This window comes from Yersinia mollaretii ATCC 43969, assembly GCF_013282725.1.
In the GTDB taxonomy this organism is placed as follows: domain Bacteria; phylum Pseudomonadota; class Gammaproteobacteria; order Enterobacterales; family Enterobacteriaceae; genus Yersinia; species Yersinia mollaretii.
In genome coordinates this window covers 858,916-882,164 of record NZ_CP054043.1, presented here as the reverse complement: position 1 = coordinate 882,164, position 23,249 = coordinate 858,916, and the positions used below count along the sequence as shown (strand labels likewise).

The following is a 23,249-nucleotide window of genomic DNA, read 5'->3' as shown; positions in this document are numbered from 1 at the left end:
TCACATGCCTTTGGATCCTATCTGGCAGCATAGCAAAAGTAGGGGGATATATATAGTGAGGAAGAAATCATCACTCTGGATATATAGTTTGTTATACAAAGATTTAGTCTATTTTATTTCGATAAAATGATATTTGTATGGGGACTAATTAATCGCGCCCTGTTGCAGGCTATTTTTTTGAGTAAGGTTGTGTTCATTTTTAACAAAAAGACAGCAACTGCTATAAAGACAGCCTATAATGGCGCATCATCTAGCCGCCGAAATGATCAGCATGAAATACCGTGACTTACGTGACTTCCTCTCGTTGCTGGAAAAGAGGGGCGAACTTAAACGTATTAGCCAGCCTATTGATCCCTATCTGGAAATGACAGAAATTGCCGATCGCACCTTGCGTGCCGGTGGGCCCGCGCTGCTTTTTGAGAATCCGAAGGGATATAACATGCCCGTACTGTGCAATCTGTTTGGCACGGCCAAGCGCGTAGCTATGGGGATGGGGCAAGAAGATGTCAGCGCCCTACGAGATGTTGGCAAGCTGTTGGCTTTCCTGAAAGAACCTGATCCGCCGAAAGGCTTCCGTGATCTATTCGATAAGCTGCCGAAATTTAAGCAGGTATTGAATATGCCGACGAAATGCTTAAGCTCGGCCCCGTGTCAGGAGCAAGTCTGGCAAGGAGATGATGTCGATCTAAGCCGAATCCCCGTCATGCACTGCTGGCCAGAAGATGCCGCGCCGCTCGTATCTTGGGGGCTGACGGTCACCCGAGGCCCACATAAAGAGCGACAAAATCTGGGCATCTACCGCCAGCAAGTGCTGGGCAAAAACAAATTAATTATGCGTTGGCTATCCCACCGTGGTGGTGCTTTGGATTATCAGGAATGGTGCGAAGCACATCCCGGTGAGCGCTTCCCGGTTGCCGTTGCTTTGGGTGCCGATCCTGCAACCATTTTGGCTGCGGTCACGCCAGTACCTGACACGCTGTCTGAATATGCTTTCGCTGGTTTATTACGCGGGCATAAAACGGAAGTGGTGAAGTGTCTCTCCAATGATCTGGAAGTTCCTGCAAGTGCAGAAATTGTATTGGAAGGATATATTGAGCAGGGTGATATGGCACCGGAAGGTCCTTATGGCGACCACACCGGTTATTACAACGAAATAGACAGTTTCCCTGTTTTTACCGTCACACATATTACTCAGCGTAAAGACGCGATATATCATTCAACCTATACTGGTCGCCCGCCGGATGAACCTGCGGTTATGGGGGTTGCGCTGAATGAAGTTTTTGTTCCTATTTTGCAAAAGCAGTTCCCAGAAATTGTGGATTTCTATCTGCCACCAGAGGGGTGTTCATACCGATTGGCGGTGGTCACTATCAAGAAACAGTATGCAGGCCATGCTAAACGCGTGATGATGGGCGTTTGGTCGTTTTTACGCCAGTTTATGTATACAAAATTTGTTATTGTTTGTGATGATGATATTAATGCACGTGATTGGAATGATGTTATTTGGGCGATTACGACTCGGATGGACCCCTCTCGCGATACAGTGTTGATTGAAAATACGCCAATAGATTATTTGGATTTCGCCTCACCGGTTTCCGGTTTAGGATCGAAAATGGGGCTGGACGCCACCAACAAATGGCCCGCTGAGACCCCGCGTGAATGGGGGCGTCCAATTAAAATGGATGAAGACGTCCGAGCCCGTGTTGATGCTATTTGGGACGAGCTCGCCATTTTCAGTGACAATGAAACTACACGCTAACCGGCGTTAGATTTTGTCCTTAGTTTTGCATTTGATGACCCGACAGAGGGAAGGCATGACAACTTTAAGCTGTAAAGTAACCTCCGTAGAGGCCATTACCGATACGGTGTACCGGGTGCAATTGGTGCCTGCATCTGCGTTTTCTTTCCGTGCTGGGCAGTATTTGATGGTCGTCATGGACGAGCGTGATAAACGGCCATTTTCTATGGCATCTACGCCGTTGCAGCAAGATTTCATTGAGTTGCATATTGGTGCTTCGGAACTGAATCTTTATGCCATGGCCGTCATGGACCGGATTCTGAAAGAGAAAACTTTGGATGTGGATATTCCACATGGTGAGGCATGGTTCCGCGAGGGAAGTCACCGCCCATTGGTGCTGATTGCTGGCGGCACGGGCTTTTCCTATGCGCGTTCAATTTTGTTGGCCGCGTTAGCAGAGCAGCCTGATCGCGAAGTCTCTATCTATTGGGGTGGGCGCGAAGCAGTGCATCTCTATGATCTCAGCGAACTGGAAGCACTATCTATTCAGTATCCACAGTTGAAAGTGATTCCTGTGGTGGAGCAGCCGGAAGAGGGCTGGCGTGGTCGCACCGGAACGGTACTGAGTGCCGTATTGCAAGATTACGGCTCTCTTGCTGAGCAAGATATCTATATTGCTGGCCGTTTTGAGATGGCAAAAATTGCGCGTGAGCGTTTCTGTGCGGAACGTGGCGCGCAAGAAGCTCACATTTTTGGTGATGCATTTGCCTTTATCTGAGTAAAAAATAGATAAAAAAAAGCCCGCCCCTGACAGGCGGGAAAACGGCAACTAAACACCAGATACAGCGGTTATCAGGGCCTGAATTCAGGCCCTGAATGTTTTTCAGATGAATATCTTCGGAAGTTAAACGCGCTCAAAGATGGTCGCGATACCCTGACCTAAGCCGATGCACATGGTTGCCAGACCGAATTGTACATCACGGCGCTCCATCAGATTGAGTAAGGTGGTAGAAATACGCGCCCCTGAACAACCCAATGGATGGCCTAATGCGATGGCACCTCCGTTGAGATTCACTTTGTCGTCCATACTCTCCAGCAGACCCAACCCCTTGAGGCAAGCCAGCGATTGAGCAGCAAACGCTTCATTTAACTCAAATAATCCAATATCTTCCAGCTTGAGTCCGGCACGTTTTAAGGCCAGTTGGCTCGCAGGTACCGGGCCATAGCCCATGATTGATGGGTCACAACCTACAACCGCCATTGAGCGAATGCGGGCGCGCGGCGTTAAACCTAATGATTTTGCTCGAGATTCGCTCATAATCAGCATGGCAGACGCACCATCAGAAAGTGCTGATGATGTCCCCGCCGTCACTGTGCCGTTGACCGGATCAAAAGCGGGGCGCAAAGCAGCCAGACCCGCAAGGTGGGTTTCAGGTCGGATAACTTCATCAAAATCAAAACGTTTCAATATGCCATCGGCATCATGCCCATTGGTGGCGACAATCTCGTTGGCGAAATGACCGGCTTGAGTGGCGGCATAGGCGCGTTGATGAGAGCGGACGGCAAACTCATCTTGTGACTGGCGACTAATATTGTGAATTTTTGCCAGCATTTCTGCGGTCAATCCCATCATACCGGCGGCTTTAGCGACGGTACGACCCATACCCGGATGGAAATCCACTCCGTGATTCATGGGGACGTGGCCCATATGTTCCACGCCGCCAATTAAACTCACTTGCGCATCACCCACCATGATAGCTCTGGCACCATCATGCAAGGCTTGCATCGATGAACCACACAGGCGGTTCACGGTGACTGCGGGTACGCTATGCGGGATCTCTGCCAGCAAAGACGCATTGCGGGCAATGTTGAAACCCTGCTCCAGTGTTTGTTGCACGCAACCCCAGTAGATATCGTCGATTTCGGCGGCATTCAGCCCCGGATTGCGGCTCAGCACTTCTCGCATTAAATGGGCGGAGAGATCTTCAGCCCGTACTTGGCGGAACGCGCCCCCTTTCGAGCGGCCCATCGGCGTACGGACGGCATCAATAATGACTACGTTTTCCATGTTTTCAGACCTCATGCCGGTTGACTGGTAGAAACATCAAGCAGCGCTGCTGCCACAGGATAATAGCTTTCGTTATGTTCCGCTTTGGCTCTCAGCCCTGCAGGGACGTGATACAGCGCGCCAAGATGGGCATAGCGCTGGGCCATTTCGACATAATTGGCGCTACCGATGGTGTCGAGATAACGGAAAATCCCCCCGTGGAATGGCGGGAAACCAAGGCCATAAACCAGCGCGATATCCCCTTCGGCCGGACTGGCAATAATCCCCTCTTCCAGACAGCGCACCACTTCATTGATCATCGGGATCATGGTGCGGGCAATAATATCCTCATCACTGAATTTCTGAGCGGGCTGGCTGATTGCGGCCAGTAAGATATCCACCTGCTCGTCATTTTCTTTACGTGGTTTGCCTTTTGCATCCTGCGTATAGCGGTAGAAACCTTGGCCATTCTTCTGACCAAAACGCTGGTTATCAAACATCACGTCCACTGCATCGCGGTAATCTTTATTCATCCGATCAGGGAAACCCACCGCCATTACGGCTTGTGCATGATGCGCAGTATCAATGCCCACCACATCTAACAGATAAGCTGGGCCCATTGGCCAACCGAACTGCTTTTCCATCACTTTATCAATCTGACGGAAGTCGCCGCCATCTCTGACTAACATGCCAAATCCCGCCAAATAGGGGAATAAGACACGGTTAACGAAGAAGCCGGGGCAATCATTCACCACAATCGGGGTTTTACCCATTTGCGTGGCGTATGCCACAACGGCAGCAATAGTTTTGTCTGAGGTTTTTGCGCCACGAATAATCTCAACCAGTGGCATCCGATGAACGGGGTTGAAGAAGTGCATACCGCAGAAATTTTCTGGGCGCTGCAAGGATTTCGCCAATTGATCGATCGGAATCGTAGAGGTATTAGAGGCCAAAACAGCATCTTCGCTGATCAACGCTTCAACTTCAGCAAGGACAGCGGCTTTAATTTTTGGATTTTCTACCACCGCTTCCACAATAAGCTGAGCGCGTTCAATGCCGGTGTAATCCAACGTTGGCTGGATGGTCGCCAAAATAGTCGCCATTTTCAGGCCATCAATTTTACCGCGCTCCAATTGTTTGTTCAGTAATTTTGCAGCCTCATTCATCCCAATGGTCAGGGATTTGTCATTAATATCTTTCATAATGACGGGCACGCCTTTCAATGCCGACTGATAGGCTATCCCGCCGCCCATAATCCCGGCACCCAGCACTGCGGCCTGTTTGGGGGCGTTGACACCTTTAGACAGTTTTTTCGCCTGTCCTTTAACAAATTGATCGTTTAGGAAAATACCGACCAAAGCACGCGCTTCATTGGAACCGGCCAATGGCACAAAACTGTTGGTTTCCAGTTTCAGCGCTTCGGTGCGGCCAAATTTTGCGGCGGCTTCGATGGTTTTTACGGCGGTTAAGGGGGCGGGATAGTGTTTGCCTGCCACTTGCATAACCATACCTTTGGCAATGGTAAAGCACATCGCCGCTTCAGTTGGGTTGAGCTTCAGTGGTTCTAACTTCGGGCGACGCGCGGCTTGCCAGTTGAGCTTGCCATCAATCGCCTGTTTCAGCATCACCAATGCCGCTTCCGTTAGCTTCTCGGCGGCGACCACCGCATCAACCAGCCCGACTTTCAATGCGTCTTTGGCAATAATATCCTTACCAGCGGCAATAATTTCCAGCGCACTGTCTGCACCCAATAAACGCGGCAAACGCACTGAACCACCAAAGCCCGGCATGATACCTAATTTGGTTTCTGGCAGGCCGATTCGGGTTTCCGGCGAGGCAACACGGAAATCTGTGGCGAGAACACATTCACATCCGCCACCCAATGCGTATCCATTGATTGCAGAAATGGTCGGCACTGGTAAATCTTCCAAACGATTGAAAATATCATTCGCAAAAACCAGCCATTGGTGCAGCTTTTCTGATGGGGCATTAAACAGAGATAGAAACTCGGTGATATCAGCCCCGACAATAAAGGCCGCTTTAGCAGAACGAAGCAACAACCCTTTGAGTTCGCTTTGTTTTTCCAATACAGCCAGGGCTTCACCCAAATTGGCCACGGTTTTGGTATCCAGCTTATTAACTGAACCCGGTGCATCAAACACCAACTCGGCAATGCCGTTTTCTAGCCAGTGAAGCTGTAATGTTTCGCTTTGGTAGAGCATATCTATCTCCTGAATAAGCGCATGTGATCTGGTATGACCAGATATTCAGGAAGTGTGGATATTTTGTTAATGAATTGCAAATAAGAGATTGATTTTTTGCAGTGAAGATCACAGTCAATCGAATGGGCTAATTGATTTTCATCAATTTTATTCGAGGCGGCTCGAGAGGCTGAAAAACGAGGTTATTGCTCGCTTGCGGGCTGGCTGTCAGGTCAGTTATTTTGGATGCCGTTGTTATCACGTCTTGGAATGTGTGTCGTCGAAACATGGCCGCGGTGACTATGATAAGATTAAAAAATTAAGTTCTAATAGCAAAGGGTACTGTGATGGAAACGCTGGCTTCTTTATATAACGAACATTTATCCACCCTACAACAGCGCACCCGTGATGTGCTGGAGCGTCATCAGTTAGATGCTTTACTGATTCATTCCGGTGAATTACAACGAATTTTTCTCGATGACCGCGACTATCCTTTTAAAGCAAACGCCCAATTCAAAGCGTGGGTGCCTGTCACTCAAGTACCAAACTGCTGGTTATGGGTAGATGGGGTCAATACACCGAAGCTATGGTTCTACTCTCCAGTCGATTATTGGCACAGTGTTGAGCCATTGCCGGACAGCTTCTGGACCAAGGCTATCGATATCCGGCCATTAACTAACGCGGATGACATTGCGCAGCAATTACCTGTGCAACGTGATCGAGTGGCGTACATTGGGTATGCCCAACTGCGCGCTCAGGCGTTGGGATTCAGTGCCGAAAACATCAATCCGCAACCGGTGTTGGACTATCTTCATTTCTACCGCTCTTATAAGACGGATTATGAACTGGCGTGTATGCGTGAAGCGCAAAAGACCGCAGTGGTTGGGCATCGTGCAGCTCATGAAGCATTCCAGTCTGGCATGAGTGAGTTTGATATCAATTTGGCGTATCTGATGGCGACGGGTCACCGTGATACTGATGTCCCTTACGATAATATTGTTGCGCTGAATGAACACTCGGCGGTACTTCATTACACCACGTTACAGCATCAGCCTCCGGCAGAAATGCGCAGCTTCCTTATGGATGCGGGCGCTGAATATAACGGCTATGCTGCCGACCTGACTCGTACCTATGCCGCAGACAGTGACAGCGATTTTGCAGCATTAATTAGAGACCTGAATACCGAGCAGCTTGAACTGATCAAAACCATTAAAAGTGGCGAGCGCTATACCGATTATCATGTTCAGATGCATCAGCGCATTGCCAAACTGCTGCGCACTCATAATTTGGTCACCGGTATCAGCGAAGAGGCGATGGTCGAACAAGGCATTACCTGCCCATTCCTCCCTCACGGCTTAGGGCATCCACTTGGATTGCAAGTGCATGATACCGCTGGTTTTATGCAAGATGACAAAGGTACGCATCTCAGTGCTCCATCCAAGTATCCTTACCTGCGTTGCACGCGGATTCTGCAACCACGTATGGTCTTGACCATCGAACCGGGTCTTTACTTTATCGAATCGCTGTTAGCTCCGTGGCGTACCGGCGAGTTCAGTCGGCATTTCAATTGGGATCGTATCGATGCGCTGAAACCTTATGGTGGTATACGCATAGAAGACAATATTGTTATTCACGATAAGCGGGTTGAGAATATGACACGTGATCTGAAATTAGCCTGATGCAGCCTTACCTGATACCTGCTGCGCCGGTGTCAATCAGCGAAGAGATCAAGAAAAGTCGCTTCATCACCTTACTGGCACATACCTGTGGGGTGAATGAAGCGAAAGATTTTATTCAGCAGGTTAAGCAGCAACACCCAACCGCCCGGCATCACTGCTGGGCCTTTGTTGCGGGTACGCCAGCGGATTCACAACAATTGGGTTTTTCCGATGATGGTGAACCCTCTGGCACGGCGGGGAAACCCATACTGGCTCAGCTTATGGGCAGCGGTATCGGAGAAATCACGGCGGTCGTTGTGCGTTATTATGGTGGCATCAAACTGGGAACGGGCGGGCTGGTAAGGGCTTACGGTAGCGGCGTTCAGCAGGCGTTAAAACAGATCGAAGTAAAATATAAAGTCCCGCAGGTAGAATATACTTTGCAGTGTGACTACGCGCAGCTTGCTAGGGTAGAAACTTTATTACAGCAAGTTGAAGGACAGACTTTACGGAGTGAATACGCGGAACTCGTGACACTTCATCTCTCTTTGCCAGCAACTCAAGCCAGTCAGGTCGGGGACAAATTGCGTGATCTCAGTCGTGGTACGTTGCAATTGACGCCCATTTCGCAATAATCCCCATCCAAGTGAATTGCTAAGGAACGTGCCGGAATGCATTTTCGTGCCATAACCCGTATTGTTGGTCTGCTGGTCATCCTATTCTCCGGAACAATGTTTATTCCCGGACTGGTAGCCTTAATCTATCGTGATGGTGCCGGCCGTGCCTTCAGCGAAACCTTTTTTGTTGCTCTGTCGATAGGTCTTTTGCTCTGGCTACCGAACCGAAAACAAAAACATGAACTTAAGCCCCGTGAGGGCTTTCTTATCGTGGTGCTTTTCTGGACGGTGCTGGGTAGCGTGGGGGCATTACCTTTCTTATTCTCAGAGCGGCCAAACCTTTCACTCACCGATGCATTTTTTGAGTCATTCTCTGGGCTAACAACCACCGGTGCGACCACCTTGGTCGGATTGGATTCACTGCCTAAAGCCATTTTATTCTATCGACAAATGCTGCAATGGCTCGGTGGTATGGGGATCATTGTGTTGGCGGTCGCTATCTTGCCGATTTTGGGTGTCGGGGGGATGCAGCTCTATCGAGCAGAGATGCCCGGCCCACTGAAAGACAATAAAATGCGGCCACGAATTGCTGAAACAGCCAAAACACTCTGGCTCATCTATGTATTGCTGACTATCGCCTGTGCGCTTTCCCTATGGGGCGCGGGGATGTCCGTGTTTGATGCTATCTCTCATAGCTTCTCTACTATCGCGATTGGCGGCTTCTCAACCCATGACGCCAGTATCGGCTACTTCAACAGCCCTACCATTAACACCATTATTGGCATTTTCTTGCTGATTTCTGGTTGTAACTTTGGCCTGCATTTTGCGGTTCTGAGTGGACGCAGTTTGAAAGTGTATTGGCGCGATCCCGAATTCCGCATGTTTATCTTTGTACAATTGACGCTGGTTATCGTTTGTACCTTAGTGCTCTGGCAACATAGTGTGTACAAATCGGGGCTGGAAACCTTAAATCAGGCATTTTTCCAAGTAGTCTCTATGGCGACAACGGCGGGCTTCACGACCGACAGTATCTCTAAGTGGCCGCTGTTCCTACCGATACTCTTATTATGCTCTGCTTTTATTGGTGGATGTGCGGGGTCGACTGGGGGCGGTTTGAAAGTTATCCGCATCTTGCTGCTCTATCTGCAAGGTTCGCGTGAATTAAAACGACTTGTCCACCCGAATGCGGTTTATACCATCAAACTGGGGCGGCGGGCGCTGCCGGAACGGATACTGGAAGCAGTCTGGGGCTTTTTCTCCGCTTATGCCTTGGTTTTCATCATCAGTATGTTGGCGATCATCGCAACTGGGGTTGATGAGTTCTCCGCTTTTGCCGCTGTCACCGCGACGCTAAATAACCTCGGGCCGGGTCTGGGAGTGGTCGCTGATAACTTCACATCTATGAATCCAGCGGCTAAATGGATATTGGTGATAACTATGTTATTTGGCCGATTGGAAGTCTTCACCTTGCTGGTGCTTTTCACCCCAACATTCTGGCGAGAGTAATTCTGCATAAGGAACATTGCTATGAACGTACTGATACTCTTCTCTAGCCGAGATGGCCAAACACAGGCAATTGCTTCTTATATAGCTAAGCAACTGTCAGCGACGGCGACCTGTGAAATACAGGACCTATCGCAGGTTGGGCAAATTGACTTGAACCAATACCAACAAGTCATGATTGGTGCCTCTGTGCGTTATGGGCATTTCAGTCCGGTATTGAGTCAATTCGTTAGCAAACACGTCGAACAGCTAAATCAAATGCCGAGTGCCTTCTTTGCGGTAAATCTGACAGCACGTAAGCCAGAAAAACGATCTCCACAAACGAATGCCTATGTCCGTAAATTCTTACTCAGCACGCCTTGGCAACCCACACTATGTGCAGTATTTGCAGGTGCCCTGCGTTATCCCCGCTATCGCTGGATAGATCGAGTGATGATTCAGCTGATTATGCGTATGACAGGTGGAGAAACCGATACGAGTAAAGAAATTGAATATACTGATTGGCAACAAGTCAGCAGTTTTACTCAGGATTTCTCAGCACTACAGTACGAAAAATAGCAATACCGCTGTATATCACAGCAACTTGTTGAAATAAAACGCGGTTGAAAAGTTTTTTCAAATTAGGGGTTGCAGCCTGTCAGGAACTCCCTATAATGCGCCTCCACTGACCGGGAACAACGAAACACACTTCGTCGGGTCAGGAAGAGAAAAGAAGGCGTTTGAGTTCGAAAGAAACCAAATAAAACCTTGACTCTTCAGCGGGAAAGCGTATTATCTGCCTCCCGCGTTACCGTAAGATTCGCCGCAAGGCAAACGGGTAACGAACGCTCTTTAACAATTTATCAGACAATCTGTGTGGGCACTCGCAAGACGATATCGAAGCCTGTTTCGGCAGGCAGAAGCAATATCAAAGTCTTGAAGAGTGACCAAAGCAGTACACATTTGAACTTCGGTTCGAATGCATATTTGCAGAAAGTAATCTTTGAGCATCGCTACTTTCATTAGTAGCAAATCAAACAAATCTTAAATTGAAGAGTTTGATCATGGCTCAGATTGAACGCTGGCGGCAGGCCTAACACATGCAAGTCGAGCGGCAGCGGAAAGTAGCTTGCTACTTTGCCGGCGAGCGGCGGACGGGTGAGTAATGTCTGGGAAACTGCCTGATGGAGGGGGATAACTACTGGAAACGGTAGCTAATACCGCATGACCTCGCAAGAGCAAAGTGGGGGACCTTCGGGCCTCACGCCATCGGATGTGCCCAGATGGGATTAGCTAGTAGGTGAGGTAATGGCTCACCTAGGCGACGATCCCTAGCTGGTCTGAGAGGATGACCAGCCACACTGGAACTGAGACACGGTCCAGACTCCTACGGGAGGCAGCAGTGGGGAATATTGCACAATGGGCGCAAGCCTGATGCAGCCATGCCGCGTGTGTGAAGAAGGCCTTCGGGTTGTAAAGCACTTTCAGCGAGGAGGAAGGCAGTCGTGTTAATAGCACGATTGATTGACGTTACTCGCAGAAGAAGCACCGGCTAACTCCGTGCCAGCAGCCGCGGTAATACGGAGGGTGCAAGCGTTAATCGGAATTACTGGGCGTAAAGCGCACGCAGGCGGTTTGTTAAGTCAGATGTGAAATCCCCGCGCTTAACGTGGGAACTGCATTTGAAACTGGCAAGCTAGAGTCTTGTAGAGGGGGGTAGAATTCCAGGTGTAGCGGTGAAATGCGTAGAGATCTGGAGGAATACCGGTGGCGAAGGCGGCCCCCTGGACAAAGACTGACGCTCAGGTGCGAAAGCGTGGGGAGCAAACAGGATTAGATACCCTGGTAGTCCACGCTGTAAACGATGTCGACTTGGAGGTTGTGCCCTTGAGGCGTGGCTTCCGGAGCTAACGCGTTAAGTCGACCGCCTGGGGAGTACGGCCGCAAGGTTAAAACTCAAATGAATTGACGGGGGCCCGCACAAGCGGTGGAGCATGTGGTTTAATTCGATGCAACGCGAAGAACCTTACCTACTCTTGACATCCACAGAACTTAGCAGAGATGCTTCGGTGCCTTCGGGAACTGTGAGACAGGTGCTGCATGGCTGTCGTCAGCTCGTGTTGTGAAATGTTGGGTTAAGTCCCGCAACGAGCGCAACCCTTATCCTTTGTTGCCAGCACGTAATGGTGGGAACTCAAGGGAGACTGCCGGTGACAAACCGGAGGAAGGTGGGGATGACGTCAAGTCATCATGGCCCTTACGAGTAGGGCTACACACGTGCTACAATGGCAGATACAAAGTGAAGCGAACTCGCGAGAGCCAGCGGACCACATAAAGTCTGTCGTAGTCCGGATTGGAGTCTGCAACTCGACTCCATGAAGTCGGAATCGCTAGTAATCGTAGATCAGAATGCTACGGTGAATACGTTCCCGGGCCTTGTACACACCGCCCGTCACACCATGGGAGTGGGTTGCAAAAGAAGTAGGTAGCTTAACCTTCGGGAGGGCGCTTACCACTTTGTGATTCATGACTGGGGTGAAGTCGTAACAAGGTAACCGTAGGGGAACCTGCGGTTGGATCACCTCCTTACCTAACGATACGCATTGCGTAGTGTCCACACAGATTGTCTGATGAATGTAATGAGCAAGAGCACCTGTTGATGAGGGTGATGATTGTGCTGTAGAACCTCGGCATCGAGTATTTACTGCATCAGTCGTTCGAATGTGTCACCACATTCTCACCTTTACACAAAAATACTGAATCACTGATTCAGTAGCAATTTTTGTGTCCCCATCGTCTAGAGGCCTAGGACACTGCCCTTTCACGGCTGTAACAGGGGTTCGAATCCCCTTGGGGACGCCAATCCGATAATGTGTGAAAGACATTATCACTGGTTCTTTATGAACTAAAAAATATCTTAAAGATGACTTTAACGAGTCGTGTTTAAGATATTGCTCTTTAACAATCTGGAACAAGCTGAAAATTGAAACAATACAGCTGAAACTTATCTCTCCGTAGCAGTACTGAGATAAGAAGTAACCTGTATTAGAGTCTCTCAAATAATCGCAATGCGACAGGTTTTCAATGTCAAAAAGTGAGTGAGCGACGCAAAGGCAAGGCGTACCGCGCACAGCAACCGGAGTGAACTTAACGTTCATGAGGATTGCGCGCACGGAACAACACCGCATTTGTGAACGCGCAACCACTTTGAGCACAGAAACACCTTCGGGTTGTGAGGTTAAGCGACTAAGCGTACACGGTGGATGCCTAGGCAGTCAGAGGCGATGAAGGGCGTGCTAATCTGCGATAAGCGTCGGTAAGGTGATATGAACCGTTACAACCGACGATACCCGAATGGGGAAACCCAGTGCAATTCGTTGCACTATTGCATGGTGAATACATAGCCATGCAAGGCGAACCGGGGGAACTGAAACATCTAAGTACCCCGAGGAAAAGAAATCAACCGAGATTCCCCCAGTAGCGGCGAGCGAACGGGGAAGAGCCCAGAGTCTGAATCAGTTTGTGTGTTAGTGGAAGCGTCTGGAAAGTCGCACGGTACAGGGTGATAGTCCCGTACACAAAAACACACCTTCTGTGAACTCGATGAGTAGGGCGGGACACGTGACATCCTGTCTGAATATGGGGGGACCATCCTCCAAGGCTAAATACTCCTGACTGACCGATAGTGAACCAGTACCGTGAGGGAAAGGCGAAAAGAACCCCGGCGAGGGGAGTGAAATAGAACCTGAAACCGTGTACGTACAAGCAGTGGGAGCACCTTCGTGGTGTGACTGCGTACCTTTTGTATAATGGGTCAGCGACTTATATTTTGTAGCAAGGTTAACCGAATAGGGGAGCCGTAGGGAAACCGAGTCTTAACTGGGCGTCTAGTTGCAAGGTATAGACCCGAAACCCGGTGATCTAGCCATGGGCAGGTTGAAGGTTGGGTAACACTAACTGGAGGACCGAACCGACTAATGTTGAAAAATTAGCGGATGACTTGTGGCTGGGGGTGAAAGGCCAATCAAACCGGGAGATAGCTGGTTCTCCCCGAAAGCTATTTAGGTAGCGCCTCGTGAACTCATCTTCGGGGGTAGAGCACTGTTTCGGCTAGGGGGTCATCCCGACTTACCAAACCGATGCAAACTCCGAATACCGAAGAATGTTATCACGGGAGACACACGGCGGGTGCTAACGTCCGTCGTGAAGAGGGAAACAACCCAGACCGCCAGCTAAGGTCCCAAAGTCATGGTTAAGTGGGAAACGATGTGGGAAGGCATAGACAGCCAGGATGTTGGCTTAGAAGCAGCCATCATTTAAAGAAAGCGTAATAGCTCACTGGTCGAGTCGGCCTGCGCGGAAGATGTAACGGGGCTAAACCATGCACCGAAGCTGCGGCAGCGACGCTTAGGCGTTGTTGGGTAGGGGAGCGTTCTGTAAGCCGTTGAAGGTGGCCTGTGAGGGCTGCTGGAGGTATCAGAAGTGCGAATGCTGACATAAGTAACGATAATGCGGGTGAAAAACCCGCACGCCGGAAGACCAAGGGTTCCTGTCCAACGTTAATCGGGGCAGGGTGAGTCGACCCCTAAGGCGAGGCTGAAAAGCGTAGTCGATGGGAAACAGGTTAATATTCCTGTACTTGGTGTTACTGCGAAGGGGGGACGGAGAAGGCTAGGCTAGCCGGGCGACGGTTGTCCCGGTTTAAGCATGTAGGCGGAGTGACTTGGTAAATCCGGTTGCTTATCAACGCTGAGGTGTGATGACGATGCACTACGGTGCAGAAGTAGTTGATGCCAAGCTTCCAGGAAAAGCCTCTAAGCATCAGGTAACATTGAATCGTACCCCAAACCGACACAGGTGGTCAGGTAGAGAATACTCAGGCGCTTGAGAGAACTCGGGTGAAGGAACTAGGCAAAATGGTGCCGTAACTTCGGGAGAAGGCACGCTGGCATTAGGTAAAGAGACTTGCTCTCGGCGCCGAAGCCAGTCGCAGATACCAGCTGGCTGCAACTGTTTAATAAAAACACAGCACTGTGCAAACACGAAAGTGGACGTATACGGTGTGACGCCTGCCCGGTGCTGGAAGGTTAATTGATGGGGTCAGCCGCAAGGCGAAGCTCTTGATCGAAGCCCCAGTAAACGGCGGCCGTAACTATAACGGTCCTAAGGTAGCGAAATTCCTTGTCGGGTAAGTTCCGACCTGCACGAATGGCGTAATGATGGCCAGGCTGTCTCCACCCGAGACTCAGTGAAATTGAACTCGCTGTGAAGATGCAGTGTACCCGCGGCAAGACGGAAAGACCCCGTGAACCTTTACTATAGCTTGACACTGAACATTGAGCCTTGATGTGTAGGATAGGTGGGAGGCATTGAAGTGTGGACGCCAGTCTGCATGGAGCCAACCTTGAAATACCACCCTTTAATGTTTGATGTTCTAACTCGGCCCCGTAATCCGGGGTGAGGACAGTGTCTGGTGGGTAGTTTGACTGGGGCGGTCTCCTCCCAAAGAGTAACGGAGGAGCACGAAGGTTAGCTAATCACGGTCGGACATCGTGAGGTTAGTGCAAAGGCATAAGCTAGCTTGACTGCGAGAGTGACGGCTCGAGCAGGTACGAAAGTAGGTCTTAGTGATCCGGTGGTTCTGAATGGAAGGGCCATCGCTCAACGGATAAAAGGTACTCCGGGGATAACAGGCTGATACCGCCCAAGAGTTCATATCGACGGCGGTGTTTGGCACCTCGATGTCGGCTCATCACATCCTGGGGCTGAAGTAGGTCCCAAGGGTATGGCTGTTCGCCATTTAAAGTGGTACGCGAGCTGGGTTTAGAACGTCGTGAGACAGTTCGGTCCCTATCTGCCGTGGGCGTTGGAAGATTGAGAGGGGCTGCTCCTAGTACGAGAGGACCGGAGTGGACGAATCACTGGTGTTCGGGTTGTCATGCCAATGGCATTGCCCGGTAGCTAAATTCGGAAGAGATAACCGCTGAAAGCATCTAAGCGGGAAACTTGCCTCGAGATGAGTCTTCCCTGGGGCTTTAAGCCCCCTGAAGGAACGTTAAAGACTATGACGTTGATAGGCTGGGTGTGTAAGTGCAGCGATGCATTGAGCTAACCAGTACTAATGATCCGTGAGGCTTAACCTTACAACACCAAAGGTGTTTTGGTGATTTGAGAGTAGATTTTCAGCGAATGTTCCGAGATTGGATTGGCTGGCTGACGAGAGTTTATCGTGAGCGAGTTGATTGAAACAGAATTTGCCTGGCGGCCTTAGCGCGGTGGTCCCACCTGATCCCATGCCGAACTCAGAAGTGAAACGCCGTAGCGCCGATGGTAGTGTGGGGTCTCCCCATGCGAGAGTAGGACACTGCCAGGCATCAAATAAACAAAAAAGGCTACCCTGATGGGTGGCCTTTTTTGTTTATGGTTCTGGCGTGCGCTATTCGAGCATGACATGCGACAAACTGCGCATGCAGTTTGAACAGCGCCTTGCGCTGGCCCCGAAGGGGTGAGACTCATCCTCAAGATGAGACGAATACTACTGCGCATGCAGTTTGAACAGCGCCTTGCGCTGGCCCCGAAGGGGTGAGACTCATCCTCAAGATGAGACGAATACTGTGACACTGCCAGGCATCAAATCAAGCCGAGACCCCATGCCAAAAGCGTGGGGTTTTTGCTATGTGTCAAAACCAAAAAAAGTCTCCGCGACTGAACTGCACTCTGACAGTTGGAAGCCCAACAAGTCAGGGTGCAGTTTTTTATGCTCTCACTTAAAACAAAATACAATATGCGTATTATGATCGGTTAGACTAGCGTCAGAGCTAGTTAGAATGAGTATCTAATGTAATGTTGAATCAAGGTTCCCCGCTAAAACATCTCAATACTTTCGCGCTATCAGCCTACGCGAGTCACGTAATCAGTGCCAACTCGATTGAAGAATTGATTAACGCATGGCGTGAATCTATATCTAAGCACAAACCCGTACTTTTACTAGGTGAAGGTAGTAATGTTCTATTTATCGAAAATTATTCAGGGACAGTATTACTTAATCGTATTAAAGGTATCACTTCTACTGAAGACGATGCTGCGTGGCATCTGCATGTCGGGGCTGGAGAGAATTGGCACCAATTAGTCTGTTATTCATTGCAAAACAACATGCCCGGCTTAGAGAACTTAGCGCTAATTCCGGGTTGCGTCGGTTCCGCACCTATTCAAAATATCGGTGCTTATGGCGTTGAACTGCAAAAAGTTTGCGAATACGTTGACCTACTTGATATGGATAAGGGCACCGTTCTGCGTCTTTCAGCTGAAGATTGCCAATTTGGTTACCGTGATAGCATATTTAAGCATCAGTATGGAGATGGATTTGCCATCGTCGCTGTGGGTATCAAATTAATGAAATCATGGACGCCGACATTGGGCTATGGTGATTTAACGCGCATGGACCCATCAAATGTTACAGCGCAAGATATCTTCAACTCTGTCTGCGCAATGCGCCGTAGTAAGCTGCCAGATCCAACCGTTACCGGCAATGCAGGTAGTTTTTTTAAAAATCCAGTAGTGGATGCTGCTGTCGCCGAAGATATTGTAAGACGTTACCCTAATGCCCCTCATTATCTACAACCTGATGGTTCAGTAAAACTGGCAGCTGGTTGGCTTATTGATCAATGTGCACTTAAAGGGTTCCAGATTGGTGGGGCAGCGGTACATCAACAGCAAGCTCTGGTTCTGATTAACCTTGCAGAGGCAACGGGTCAGGATGTACTTGGCCTTGCCAGTTATATCCGTCAGCAAGTCGCAAAGAAATTTTCAATCTGGCTAGAACCAGAGGTACGCTTTATCGCCAGTAATGGTGAGGTTAATGCTGTGGAGCGTTTGTCGTGAAAGATTTTAAAATCCCTTTACGGTTAATCGGTATATTAGCAGATGGTGCTTTTCACTCTGGCGAGCAGTTGGGTGAAATGTTTGGCATGAGCCGTGCTGCGATTAACAAACATATACAAACTGTCAGAGAGTGGGGATTAGATGTCTTCACTGTTCCCGGCAAGGGCTATAGTCTACCCGCACCGATCCAGTTGCTTGATGAACAAAAGATATTAAGTTATTTGCCTGCTGGGCAGGTGGCTGTATTACCCGTTGTTGACTCGACTAACCAATACTTATTAGACCGCATAGGCGAACTTAAATCTGGCGATGCCTGTGTGGCTGAATATCAACAGGCAGGACGCGGGAGGCGTGGGCGTCAGTGGGTATCGCCTTTTGGCGCCAACCTTTACCTCTCAATGTTCTGGCGTTTGGAGCAAGGTCCAGCGGCAGCAATGGGGCTAAGTCTTGTTGTTGGGATAGTTATGGCTGAGGTGCTGCACAAGTTAGGCGCTGAAAAGGTTCGGGTCAAGTGGCCGAATGACTTGTATTTAAATGATAAAAAATTAGCAGGTATATTAGTCGAGCTTACGGGTAAAACCGGTGATGCTGCTCAGTTGGTCATTGGTGCCGGTATCAACTTGACTATGCGAGAATCGACAACCAATGTCATTAATCAAGACTGGATTAATTTACAGGAAGCGGGCGTTATTATCGATCGTAATAAGCTGACGGCTGAGCTGTTATCCGAATTACGTCTGGCCGTGGTCAAATTTGAAAATGAAGGTTTATCAGCCTTTATTTCTCGCTGGCGAGAAATGGATAACTATCTTGATCGGCCTGTAAGACTGATTATTGGAAATCAAGAAATATATGGGGTAGCTCGAGGCATTGATCAGCAAGGTGCATTATTACTGGAGCAGGATGGTGTTATAAAACCTTATATTGGTGGCGAGATATCTCTTCGCGGTGTTTAATAGATAAATTATGCGGGCAGCGATGATTGCCCGCAATTCATTATTTTCTTAAGCGTACACTCTCAACGGCATGATCAGCACTCTTAGTCATTATCAGACTTGCCCGCTCACGCGTTGGTAATATATTCTGTTTTAAATTCAATCCATTAATCTCTTTCCATAACTGAGTTGCGATCTTAACGGCCTCGGTTTCAGGCAGTTTCGCATAGCTATGAAAATACGAGTCAGGATTAGAAAATGCACCCTGTCGAAACTTAAGGAAGCGATTAATATACCAGCTCTGAAGTAAATCCTCAGGTGCATCCACATATATAGAGAAATCTACGAAATCAGAAACAAATACATGATGGGGGTCATGAGGGTAATCCATGCCACTCTGAAGTACATTCAATCCCTCTAATATCAGAATATCTGGTTGCTTAATGATCTTATTACCATCAGGCACGATATCATATATTAAATGAGAATAGACAGGGGCGGTAACATAGTCAGCACCTGATTTTACCTCAGAGACGAATTTTACCAAATTATGCATATCATAGGATTGCGGGAATCCTTTTTTCTTCATCAAACCGCGCTCATTAAGCACCTTATTTGGATAAAGAAAACCATCAGTAGTAATTAACTCTACACTGCGATGCTCCGGCCAGCGGCTCAGCAGCGCTTGCAATAAGCGAGCTGTTGTACTTTTACCGACAGCGACACTGCCCGCAATACCAATCACATAAGGAATGCGTTGGCCATCGGTTCCAAGGAATTGTTCCAGAACAGCCTGGCGGCGCAAGTTAGAACTGATATAAAAATTAAGCAGGCGCGAGAGTGGTAGATAAATCTGTGCCACTTCATCTAATGAAAGATCTTCGTTAATCCCTTTGAGTTTAACGATCTCTTCTTCTGTTAGTGTCAATGGTACTGAGTCGCGTAGAGCTGCCCACTGAGTACGATCGAACTGTAGATAAGGCGTCGCTAAAGATTGATCTCTTTTTGTCATAAGCCAAATTCTGCCTGTTAACGCAGGTGGACAAGGCGCTGGACGCCAACTCCAGATAAGAAACAAGCTGCATATTATAGGCAGCTTGCTCTTTGGCGTAGACATTTTTGTGCTTAGCGAGTGATTTCTTTGAAGTGTGTTGTGATTCCAGTCAATCTGGAAGGCACATTGTAAGCCCTAAATTTTTTACTGATAGTAAAGATCGCGACTACATGGCTATCAGGGTATGCGACTGATTTATCGTGAATAAACGCTTAAAGTAAATCGCTGTCGGATGATAATCGCCATCTGGCGTACAGGCATAATCAGGAATCTCCCCCATGCAGAAATAGCCTTGTGCACGGTAAAATGATTCGGCCGGAGAACCCGCTTGAGTATCGAGATAGAGCAATCCCCGGCGTAATTGAACGGCAACTTTCTCCATTTCTATAATCAATTTATGCCCAACACCCGTACGGCGGCTACCACTGTGCACTAATAATTTCTGTACTTCAGCCCGATTTAAGCCATTCGACTTTTGGCAAAGATCTAATTGGATAGTTCCTGTGATTCCCGTTTCATCGCGCGCTATCCACAATAGGAGCGATCCTTTCGCGATAGCGGGCCGCAGGCCACTAAAATAGTTCTCAGCTTCTGCCTGTGAAAGGGAACGCGTGTTATAGCCAATAGAAGCTCCATGAGAGACAGCATCCATCAGTAATTTTGCCAGCTCGCTTTGGTAGACCGGCAATGTCGCCGCGTTAAGTAACACTATCTTCATGATAAAACTCCTCGGAAACCCCTAAGCTGTACATCGACTTATGTTTAAGCAATAAGATGTTTAAGCAATAAACAAGCCAAGTTAGTGACAGTACAATTACCCTCGGTGGCGCAAAAATTTTAGGTAGGTAAGCACTGTATTGGGGCGAATTGCCCTATTTTGGGGTGATATCACCTGCGGAGGGGGTTGATTACTATCGTTAATGAACTGGATGCTAATTAAGCTAATTTAGATCAATAATGCGGCTGTGATTTAAAAAAATGGCCATTTTGTGAGCAAAAGGGTGACTTATGCAATTTTTTTGTTGCATCATAGGCCAGCTCTACCTAGAATGCGCAGCACTTGATGCCGGCATAGCTCAGTTGGTAGAGCAACTGACTTGTAATCAGTAGGTCCCGAGTTCGACTCTTGGTGCCGGCACCATTCAAGTACTAACAATTAGGTGGGGTTCCCGAGCGGCCAAAGGGAGCAGACTGTAAATCTGCCGTCATCGACTTCGAAGGTTCGAATCCTTCCCCCACCACCATATTTAACCTTGAGTCTCAAGCTGATTCCACATCAGGAATTCAAATGAGCACTTAAGGGGAAGGTGAAAACCTTCGATAAGGTTCGAGCCGAGCGTAGCGAGACAACGACGCAAAGCGTCGGCCCGAAGGGTGAGGAACGAAGTGACGAATAATCCTTCCCCCACCACCCTATTTAACCTTGAGTCTCAGGGTGATTCAGAAGATCGAACCCCAATGCACACTCAAGGCGAGAGCAACGCTCTCGATGAAGAGTGAAGCGGCCGAGCCCTTCCTTTCAAGTTTCTACAGATTAAGTCAGGTAGCCGAGTTCTAAGACGCGGGCATCGTATAATGGCTATTACCTCAGCCTTCCAAGCTGATGATGTGGGTTCGATTCCCACTGCCCGCTCCAAGATGCGCTGATATGGCTCAGTTGGTAGAGCGCACCCTTGGTAAGGGTGAGGTCGGCAGTTCGAATCTGCCTATCAGCACCATTTCTCATTCTCTCGTCCCCCTGATTTTTCTTTCTGTGTTATGGATTCATCAAGCATGCGCTTGGTTGATGTGGTGAAACCACCGATTCCGTGTCTTAGAGGGACAATCGATGTCTAAAGAAAAGTTTGAACGTACAAAACCGCACGTTAATGTGGGTACTATTGGCCACGTTGACCATGGTAAAACTACCCTAACTGCTGCAATTACTACCGTATTGGCTAAAACCTACGGCGGTAGTGCTCGTGCATTCGACCAGATCGACAACGCTCCGGAAGAGAAGGCCCGTGGTATCACCATCAACACTTCGCATGTTGAATATGACACGCCGGCGCGCCACTATGCGCATGTCGACTGCCCAGGCCATGCTGACTACGTTAAAAACATGATCACCGGTGCTGCGCAGATGGACGGCGCTATTTTGGTTGTTGCTGCAACCGATGGCCCGATGCCACAGACGCGTGAGCATATCCTGCTGGGTCGCCAAGTTGGTGTGCCTTACATCATCGTATTCATGAACAAATGCGACATGGTTGACGATGAAGAGTTACTGGAACTTGTAGAAATGGAAGTGCGTGATCTTCTGTCTACCTATGATTTCCCTGGCGACGATACACCGATTGTCCGTGGTTCAGCACTGAAAGCATTGGAAGGCGAACCTGAGTGGGAAGCAAAAATTATCGAACTGGCTGGCTATCTGGACTCTTATATCCCAGAACCCCAACGTGCTATCGATAAGCCGTTCCTGCTACCGATCGAAGACGTATTCTCTATCTCCGGCCGTGGTACTGTCGTCACGGGGCGTGTAGAGCGCGGTATTGTCAAAGTCGGTGAAGAAGTCGAGATTGTGGGTATCATCGATACCATTAGAACCACTTGTACTGGCGTTGAAATGTTCCGCAAACTGCTGGACGAAGGTCGTGCTGGTGAGAACGTCGGTGTGCTACTGCGTGGTACTAAGCGCGATGATGTACAGCGTGGTCAGGTATTGGCCAAACCGGGTTCGATCAAACCGCACACCAAATTTGAATCAGAAGTTTATATTCTGAGTAAAGATGAAGGTGGCCGTCATACGCCATTCTTCAAAGGGTACCGTCCTCAGTTCTACTTCCGTACAACTGACGTAACCGGTACTATAGAGCTACCAGACGGTGTTGAGATGGTGATGCCAGGTGATAACATTCAAATGGTTGTTAACCTGATAGCCCCTATCGCAATGGATGATGGCCTGCGTTTCGCTATTCGTGAAGGCGGTCGCACAGTTGGTGCGGGCGTTGTTGCAAAAGTCATTGAATAAGATTTGACGCGACATGCGATAAAAGGGCATCATTTGATGCCCTTTTTCTACGTTGTCATACTAGAACCTATCTCATCAGTAGTTTTTTTATCATAATTACCGGTGAGATGGGCTCTGGAAGTACGGCGAATAGTGCTGAATGGTGCCGATTAGAGAGTCTCTAGAGCATCCTTCGGCTTGGTTTGCTTTGCGATGCGAAGCAAAGTTGTTTGTTCTGAATCATAGTGACAGGTTGGTTTATGAGTGCGAATACCGAGGCTCCAGGGAGCGGACGCGGCCTGGAAACGGCTAAATGGCTAATCGTTGCTGTATTATTAGTTGCAGCTATCGTTGGCAATTATTATTACCGTGATTTCAGCTTGCCGCTGCGCGCGTTGGCAGTTGTAGTAATTATCGCTGTTGCCGGTGCTGTTGCGCTGATGACGGCAAAAGGTAAAGCCACTGTAGCGTTTGCTCGTGAAGCTCGCACGGAAGTGCGTAAAGTGATTTGGCCTACCCGTCAGGAAACGCTGCACACAACGTTAATCGTTGCTGCGGTAACTGCTGTAATGTCACTGATTCTATGGGGGCTAGATGGTATCCTAGTCCGCTTGGTATCATTTATTACTGGCCTGAGGTTCTAA

Annotated in this window: 14 protein-coding genes, 5 tRNA genes, 3 rRNA genes and 1 other RNA gene; 19 read left to right on the top strand and 4 right to left on the bottom strand. The window is 48.8% G+C overall.

The genetic code is table 11. From position 1 onward, the window contains the following. Positions 1-262 precede the first annotated feature (262 nt). Both ubiD and fre read left to right on the top strand, forming a co-directional pair. Positions 263-1,759: a 4-hydroxy-3-polyprenylbenzoate decarboxylase gene (gene ubiD / locus HRD69_RS03845; RefSeq protein WP_032814908.1), complete on the top strand. Its 1,497-nt coding sequence runs from the start codon at positions 263-265 to the stop codon at positions 1,757-1,759. Positions 1,760-1,814: 55 nt separating this feature from the next. Next, positions 1,815-2,516 carry an NAD(P)H-flavin reductase gene (fre, locus tag HRD69_RS03840; RefSeq protein WP_032814905.1) on the top strand — a complete coding sequence of 234 codons (702 nt, stop codon included), beginning with the start codon at positions 1,815-1,817 and terminating at the stop codon, positions 2,514-2,516. Positions 2,517-2,642: 126 nt separating this feature from the next. On the opposite strand, the gene fadA is transcribed toward fre, so the two are convergent. Both fadA and fadB read right to left on the bottom strand, forming a co-directional pair. Then, positions 2,643-3,806 (bottom strand): acetyl-CoA C-acyltransferase FadA, encoded by a 1,164-nt coding sequence (gene fadA / locus HRD69_RS03835; protein WP_004875885.1) that lies wholly within the window; start codon positions 3,804-3,806, stop codon positions 2,643-2,645. Positions 3,807-3,817: 11 nt separating this feature from the next. After that, a complete protein-coding gene (fadB, locus tag HRD69_RS03830) occupies positions 3,818-6,007 on the bottom strand; it encodes a fatty acid oxidation complex subunit alpha FadB (protein WP_004875886.1) in 2,190 nt (729 codons plus the stop codon). Positions 6,008-6,333: 326 nt separating this feature from the next. Between fadB and pepQ the strand changes: the two genes are divergently transcribed. The 10 genes from pepQ to birA all read left to right on the top strand — a co-directional run bounded on the left by pepQ (position 6,334) and on the right by birA (position 18,580). After that, on the top strand, positions 6,334-7,665 hold the full coding sequence (gene pepQ / locus HRD69_RS03825; RefSeq protein ID WP_004875887.1) for a Xaa-Pro dipeptidase: 1,332 nt from the start codon (positions 6,334-6,336) through the stop codon (positions 7,663-7,665). After that, positions 7,665-8,279, top strand: a complete 615-nt coding sequence (locus HRD69_RS03820) for an IMPACT family protein (RefSeq protein ID WP_032814906.1) — start codon at positions 7,665-7,667, stop codon at positions 8,277-8,279. The genes pepQ and HRD69_RS03820 overlap by 1 nt, the downstream gene beginning before the upstream one ends. Before the next feature lie 36 nt (positions 8,280-8,315). Further along, positions 8,316-9,767 (top strand): Trk system potassium transporter TrkH, encoded by a 1,452-nt coding sequence (trkH, locus tag HRD69_RS03815; RefSeq protein WP_004875888.1) that lies wholly within the window; start codon positions 8,316-8,318, stop codon positions 9,765-9,767. Positions 9,768-9,788: 21 nt separating this feature from the next. Further along, positions 9,789-10,322 (top strand): menaquinone-dependent protoporphyrinogen IX dehydrogenase, encoded by a 534-nt coding sequence (hemG, locus tag HRD69_RS03810; RefSeq protein WP_004875889.1) that lies wholly within the window; start codon positions 9,789-9,791, stop codon positions 10,320-10,322. A gap of 467 nt (positions 10,323-10,789) precedes the next feature. Next, a 16S ribosomal RNA gene (locus HRD69_RS03805) occupies positions 10,790-12,332 on the top strand. 197 nt (positions 12,333-12,529) lie between these two features. Further along, positions 12,530-12,605, top strand: a tRNA-Glu gene (locus tag HRD69_RS03800). 374 nt (positions 12,606-12,979) lie between these two features. Beyond that, positions 12,980-15,886 (top strand): 23S ribosomal RNA (locus HRD69_RS03795). Between the two features lie 114 nt (positions 15,887-16,000). Continuing rightward, positions 16,001-16,116 (top strand): 5S ribosomal RNA (gene rrf / locus HRD69_RS03790). Together the 16S, 23S and 5S rRNA genes with 1 tRNA gene alongside form the textbook arrangement of a ribosomal RNA operon. Positions 16,117-16,586: 470 nt before the next feature. Continuing rightward, positions 16,587-17,624, top strand: coding sequence for a UDP-N-acetylmuramate dehydrogenase (gene murB / locus HRD69_RS03785; protein WP_004876746.1), 1,038 nt, complete (start codon positions 16,587-16,589; stop codon positions 17,622-17,624). Then, positions 17,621-18,580, top strand: a complete 960-nt coding sequence (birA, locus tag HRD69_RS03780; protein ID WP_032815228.1) for a bifunctional biotin--[acetyl-CoA-carboxylase] ligase/biotin operon repressor BirA — start codon at positions 17,621-17,623, stop codon at positions 18,578-18,580. Before murB ends, birA begins: the two co-directional genes overlap by 4 nt. A gap of 40 nt (positions 18,581-18,620) precedes the next feature. Here the strand turns inward: birA and coaA are convergent, their stop codons facing one another. Together coaA and HRD69_RS03770 are read right to left on the bottom strand one after the other, a co-directional pair. Beyond that, on the bottom strand, positions 18,621-19,571 hold the full coding sequence (gene coaA, locus HRD69_RS03775) for a type I pantothenate kinase (protein WP_004876750.1): 951 nt from the start codon (positions 19,569-19,571) through the stop codon (positions 18,621-18,623). Between the two features lie 208 nt (positions 19,572-19,779). Next, positions 19,780-20,331 (bottom strand): GNAT family N-acetyltransferase, encoded by a 552-nt coding sequence (locus tag HRD69_RS03770; RefSeq protein WP_004876751.1) that lies wholly within the window; start codon positions 20,329-20,331, stop codon positions 19,780-19,782. A 347-nt stretch (positions 20,332-20,678) separates the two neighbouring features. Here HRD69_RS03770 and HRD69_RS03765 point away from each other — a divergent pair. The 7 genes from HRD69_RS03765 (at position 20,679) to secE (ending at position 23,249) form a co-directional block, all read left to right on the top strand. Continuing rightward, positions 20,679-20,754: transfer RNA gene (locus HRD69_RS03765), tRNA-Thr, on the top strand. A gap of 18 nt (positions 20,755-20,772) precedes the next feature. Continuing rightward, positions 20,773-20,857, top strand: a tRNA-Tyr gene (locus HRD69_RS03760). A gap of 43 nt (positions 20,858-20,900) precedes the next feature. Continuing rightward, positions 20,901-21,027: non-coding RNA, RtT sRNA (locus HRD69_RS03755), on the top strand. A 147-nt stretch (positions 21,028-21,174) separates the two neighbouring features. Further along, positions 21,175-21,249 (top strand) — tRNA-Gly (locus tag HRD69_RS03750). 6 nt (positions 21,250-21,255) lie between these two features. Next, a tRNA-Thr gene (locus tag HRD69_RS03745) sits at positions 21,256-21,331 on the top strand. A gap of 110 nt (positions 21,332-21,441) precedes the next feature. After that, positions 21,442-22,626, top strand: coding sequence for an elongation factor Tu (gene tuf / locus HRD69_RS03740; protein WP_004876753.1), 1,185 nt, complete (start codon positions 21,442-21,444; stop codon positions 22,624-22,626). Between the two features lie 239 nt (positions 22,627-22,865). Continuing rightward, entirely contained in the window at positions 22,866-23,249 is a 384-nt protein-coding gene (secE, locus tag HRD69_RS03735; RefSeq protein ID WP_004704671.1) for a preprotein translocase subunit SecE, read from the top strand.

Coding starts and splice junctions, on each gene's coding strand:
- HRD69_RS03770 (WP_004876751.1), bottom strand. CDS start 20,331: ATGAAGATAGTGTTACTTAACGCGGCGACATTGCCGGTCTACCAAAGC.
- murB (WP_004876746.1), top strand. CDS start 16,587: ATGTTGAATCAAGGTTCCCCGCTAAAACATCTCAATACTTTCGCGCTA.
- secE (WP_004704671.1), top strand. CDS start 22,866: ATGAGTGCGAATACCGAGGCTCCAGGGAGCGGACGCGGCCTGGAAACG.
- fadB (WP_004875886.1), bottom strand. CDS start 6,007: ATGCTCTACCAAAGCGAAACATTACAGCTTCACTGGCTAGAAAACGGC.
- hemG (WP_004875889.1), top strand. CDS start 9,789: ATGAACGTACTGATACTCTTCTCTAGCCGAGATGGCCAAACACAGGCA.
- coaA (WP_004876750.1), bottom strand. CDS start 19,571: ATGACAAAAAGAGATCAATCTTTAGCGACGCCTTATCTACAGTTCGAT.
- trkH (WP_004875888.1), top strand. CDS start 8,316: ATGCATTTTCGTGCCATAACCCGTATTGTTGGTCTGCTGGTCATCCTA.
- pepQ (WP_004875887.1), top strand. CDS start 6,334: ATGGAAACGCTGGCTTCTTTATATAACGAACATTTATCCACCCTACAA.
- HRD69_RS03820 (WP_032814906.1), top strand. CDS start 7,665: ATGCAGCCTTACCTGATACCTGCTGCGCCGGTGTCAATCAGCGAAGAG.
- tuf (WP_004876753.1), top strand. CDS start 21,442: ATGTCTAAAGAAAAGTTTGAACGTACAAAACCGCACGTTAATGTGGGT.
- ubiD (WP_032814908.1), top strand. CDS start 263: ATGATCAGCATGAAATACCGTGACTTACGTGACTTCCTCTCGTTGCTG.
- fadA (WP_004875885.1), bottom strand. CDS start 3,806: ATGGAAAACGTAGTCATTATTGATGCCGTCCGTACGCCGATGGGCCGC.
- fre (WP_032814905.1), top strand. CDS start 1,815: ATGACAACTTTAAGCTGTAAAGTAACCTCCGTAGAGGCCATTACCGAT.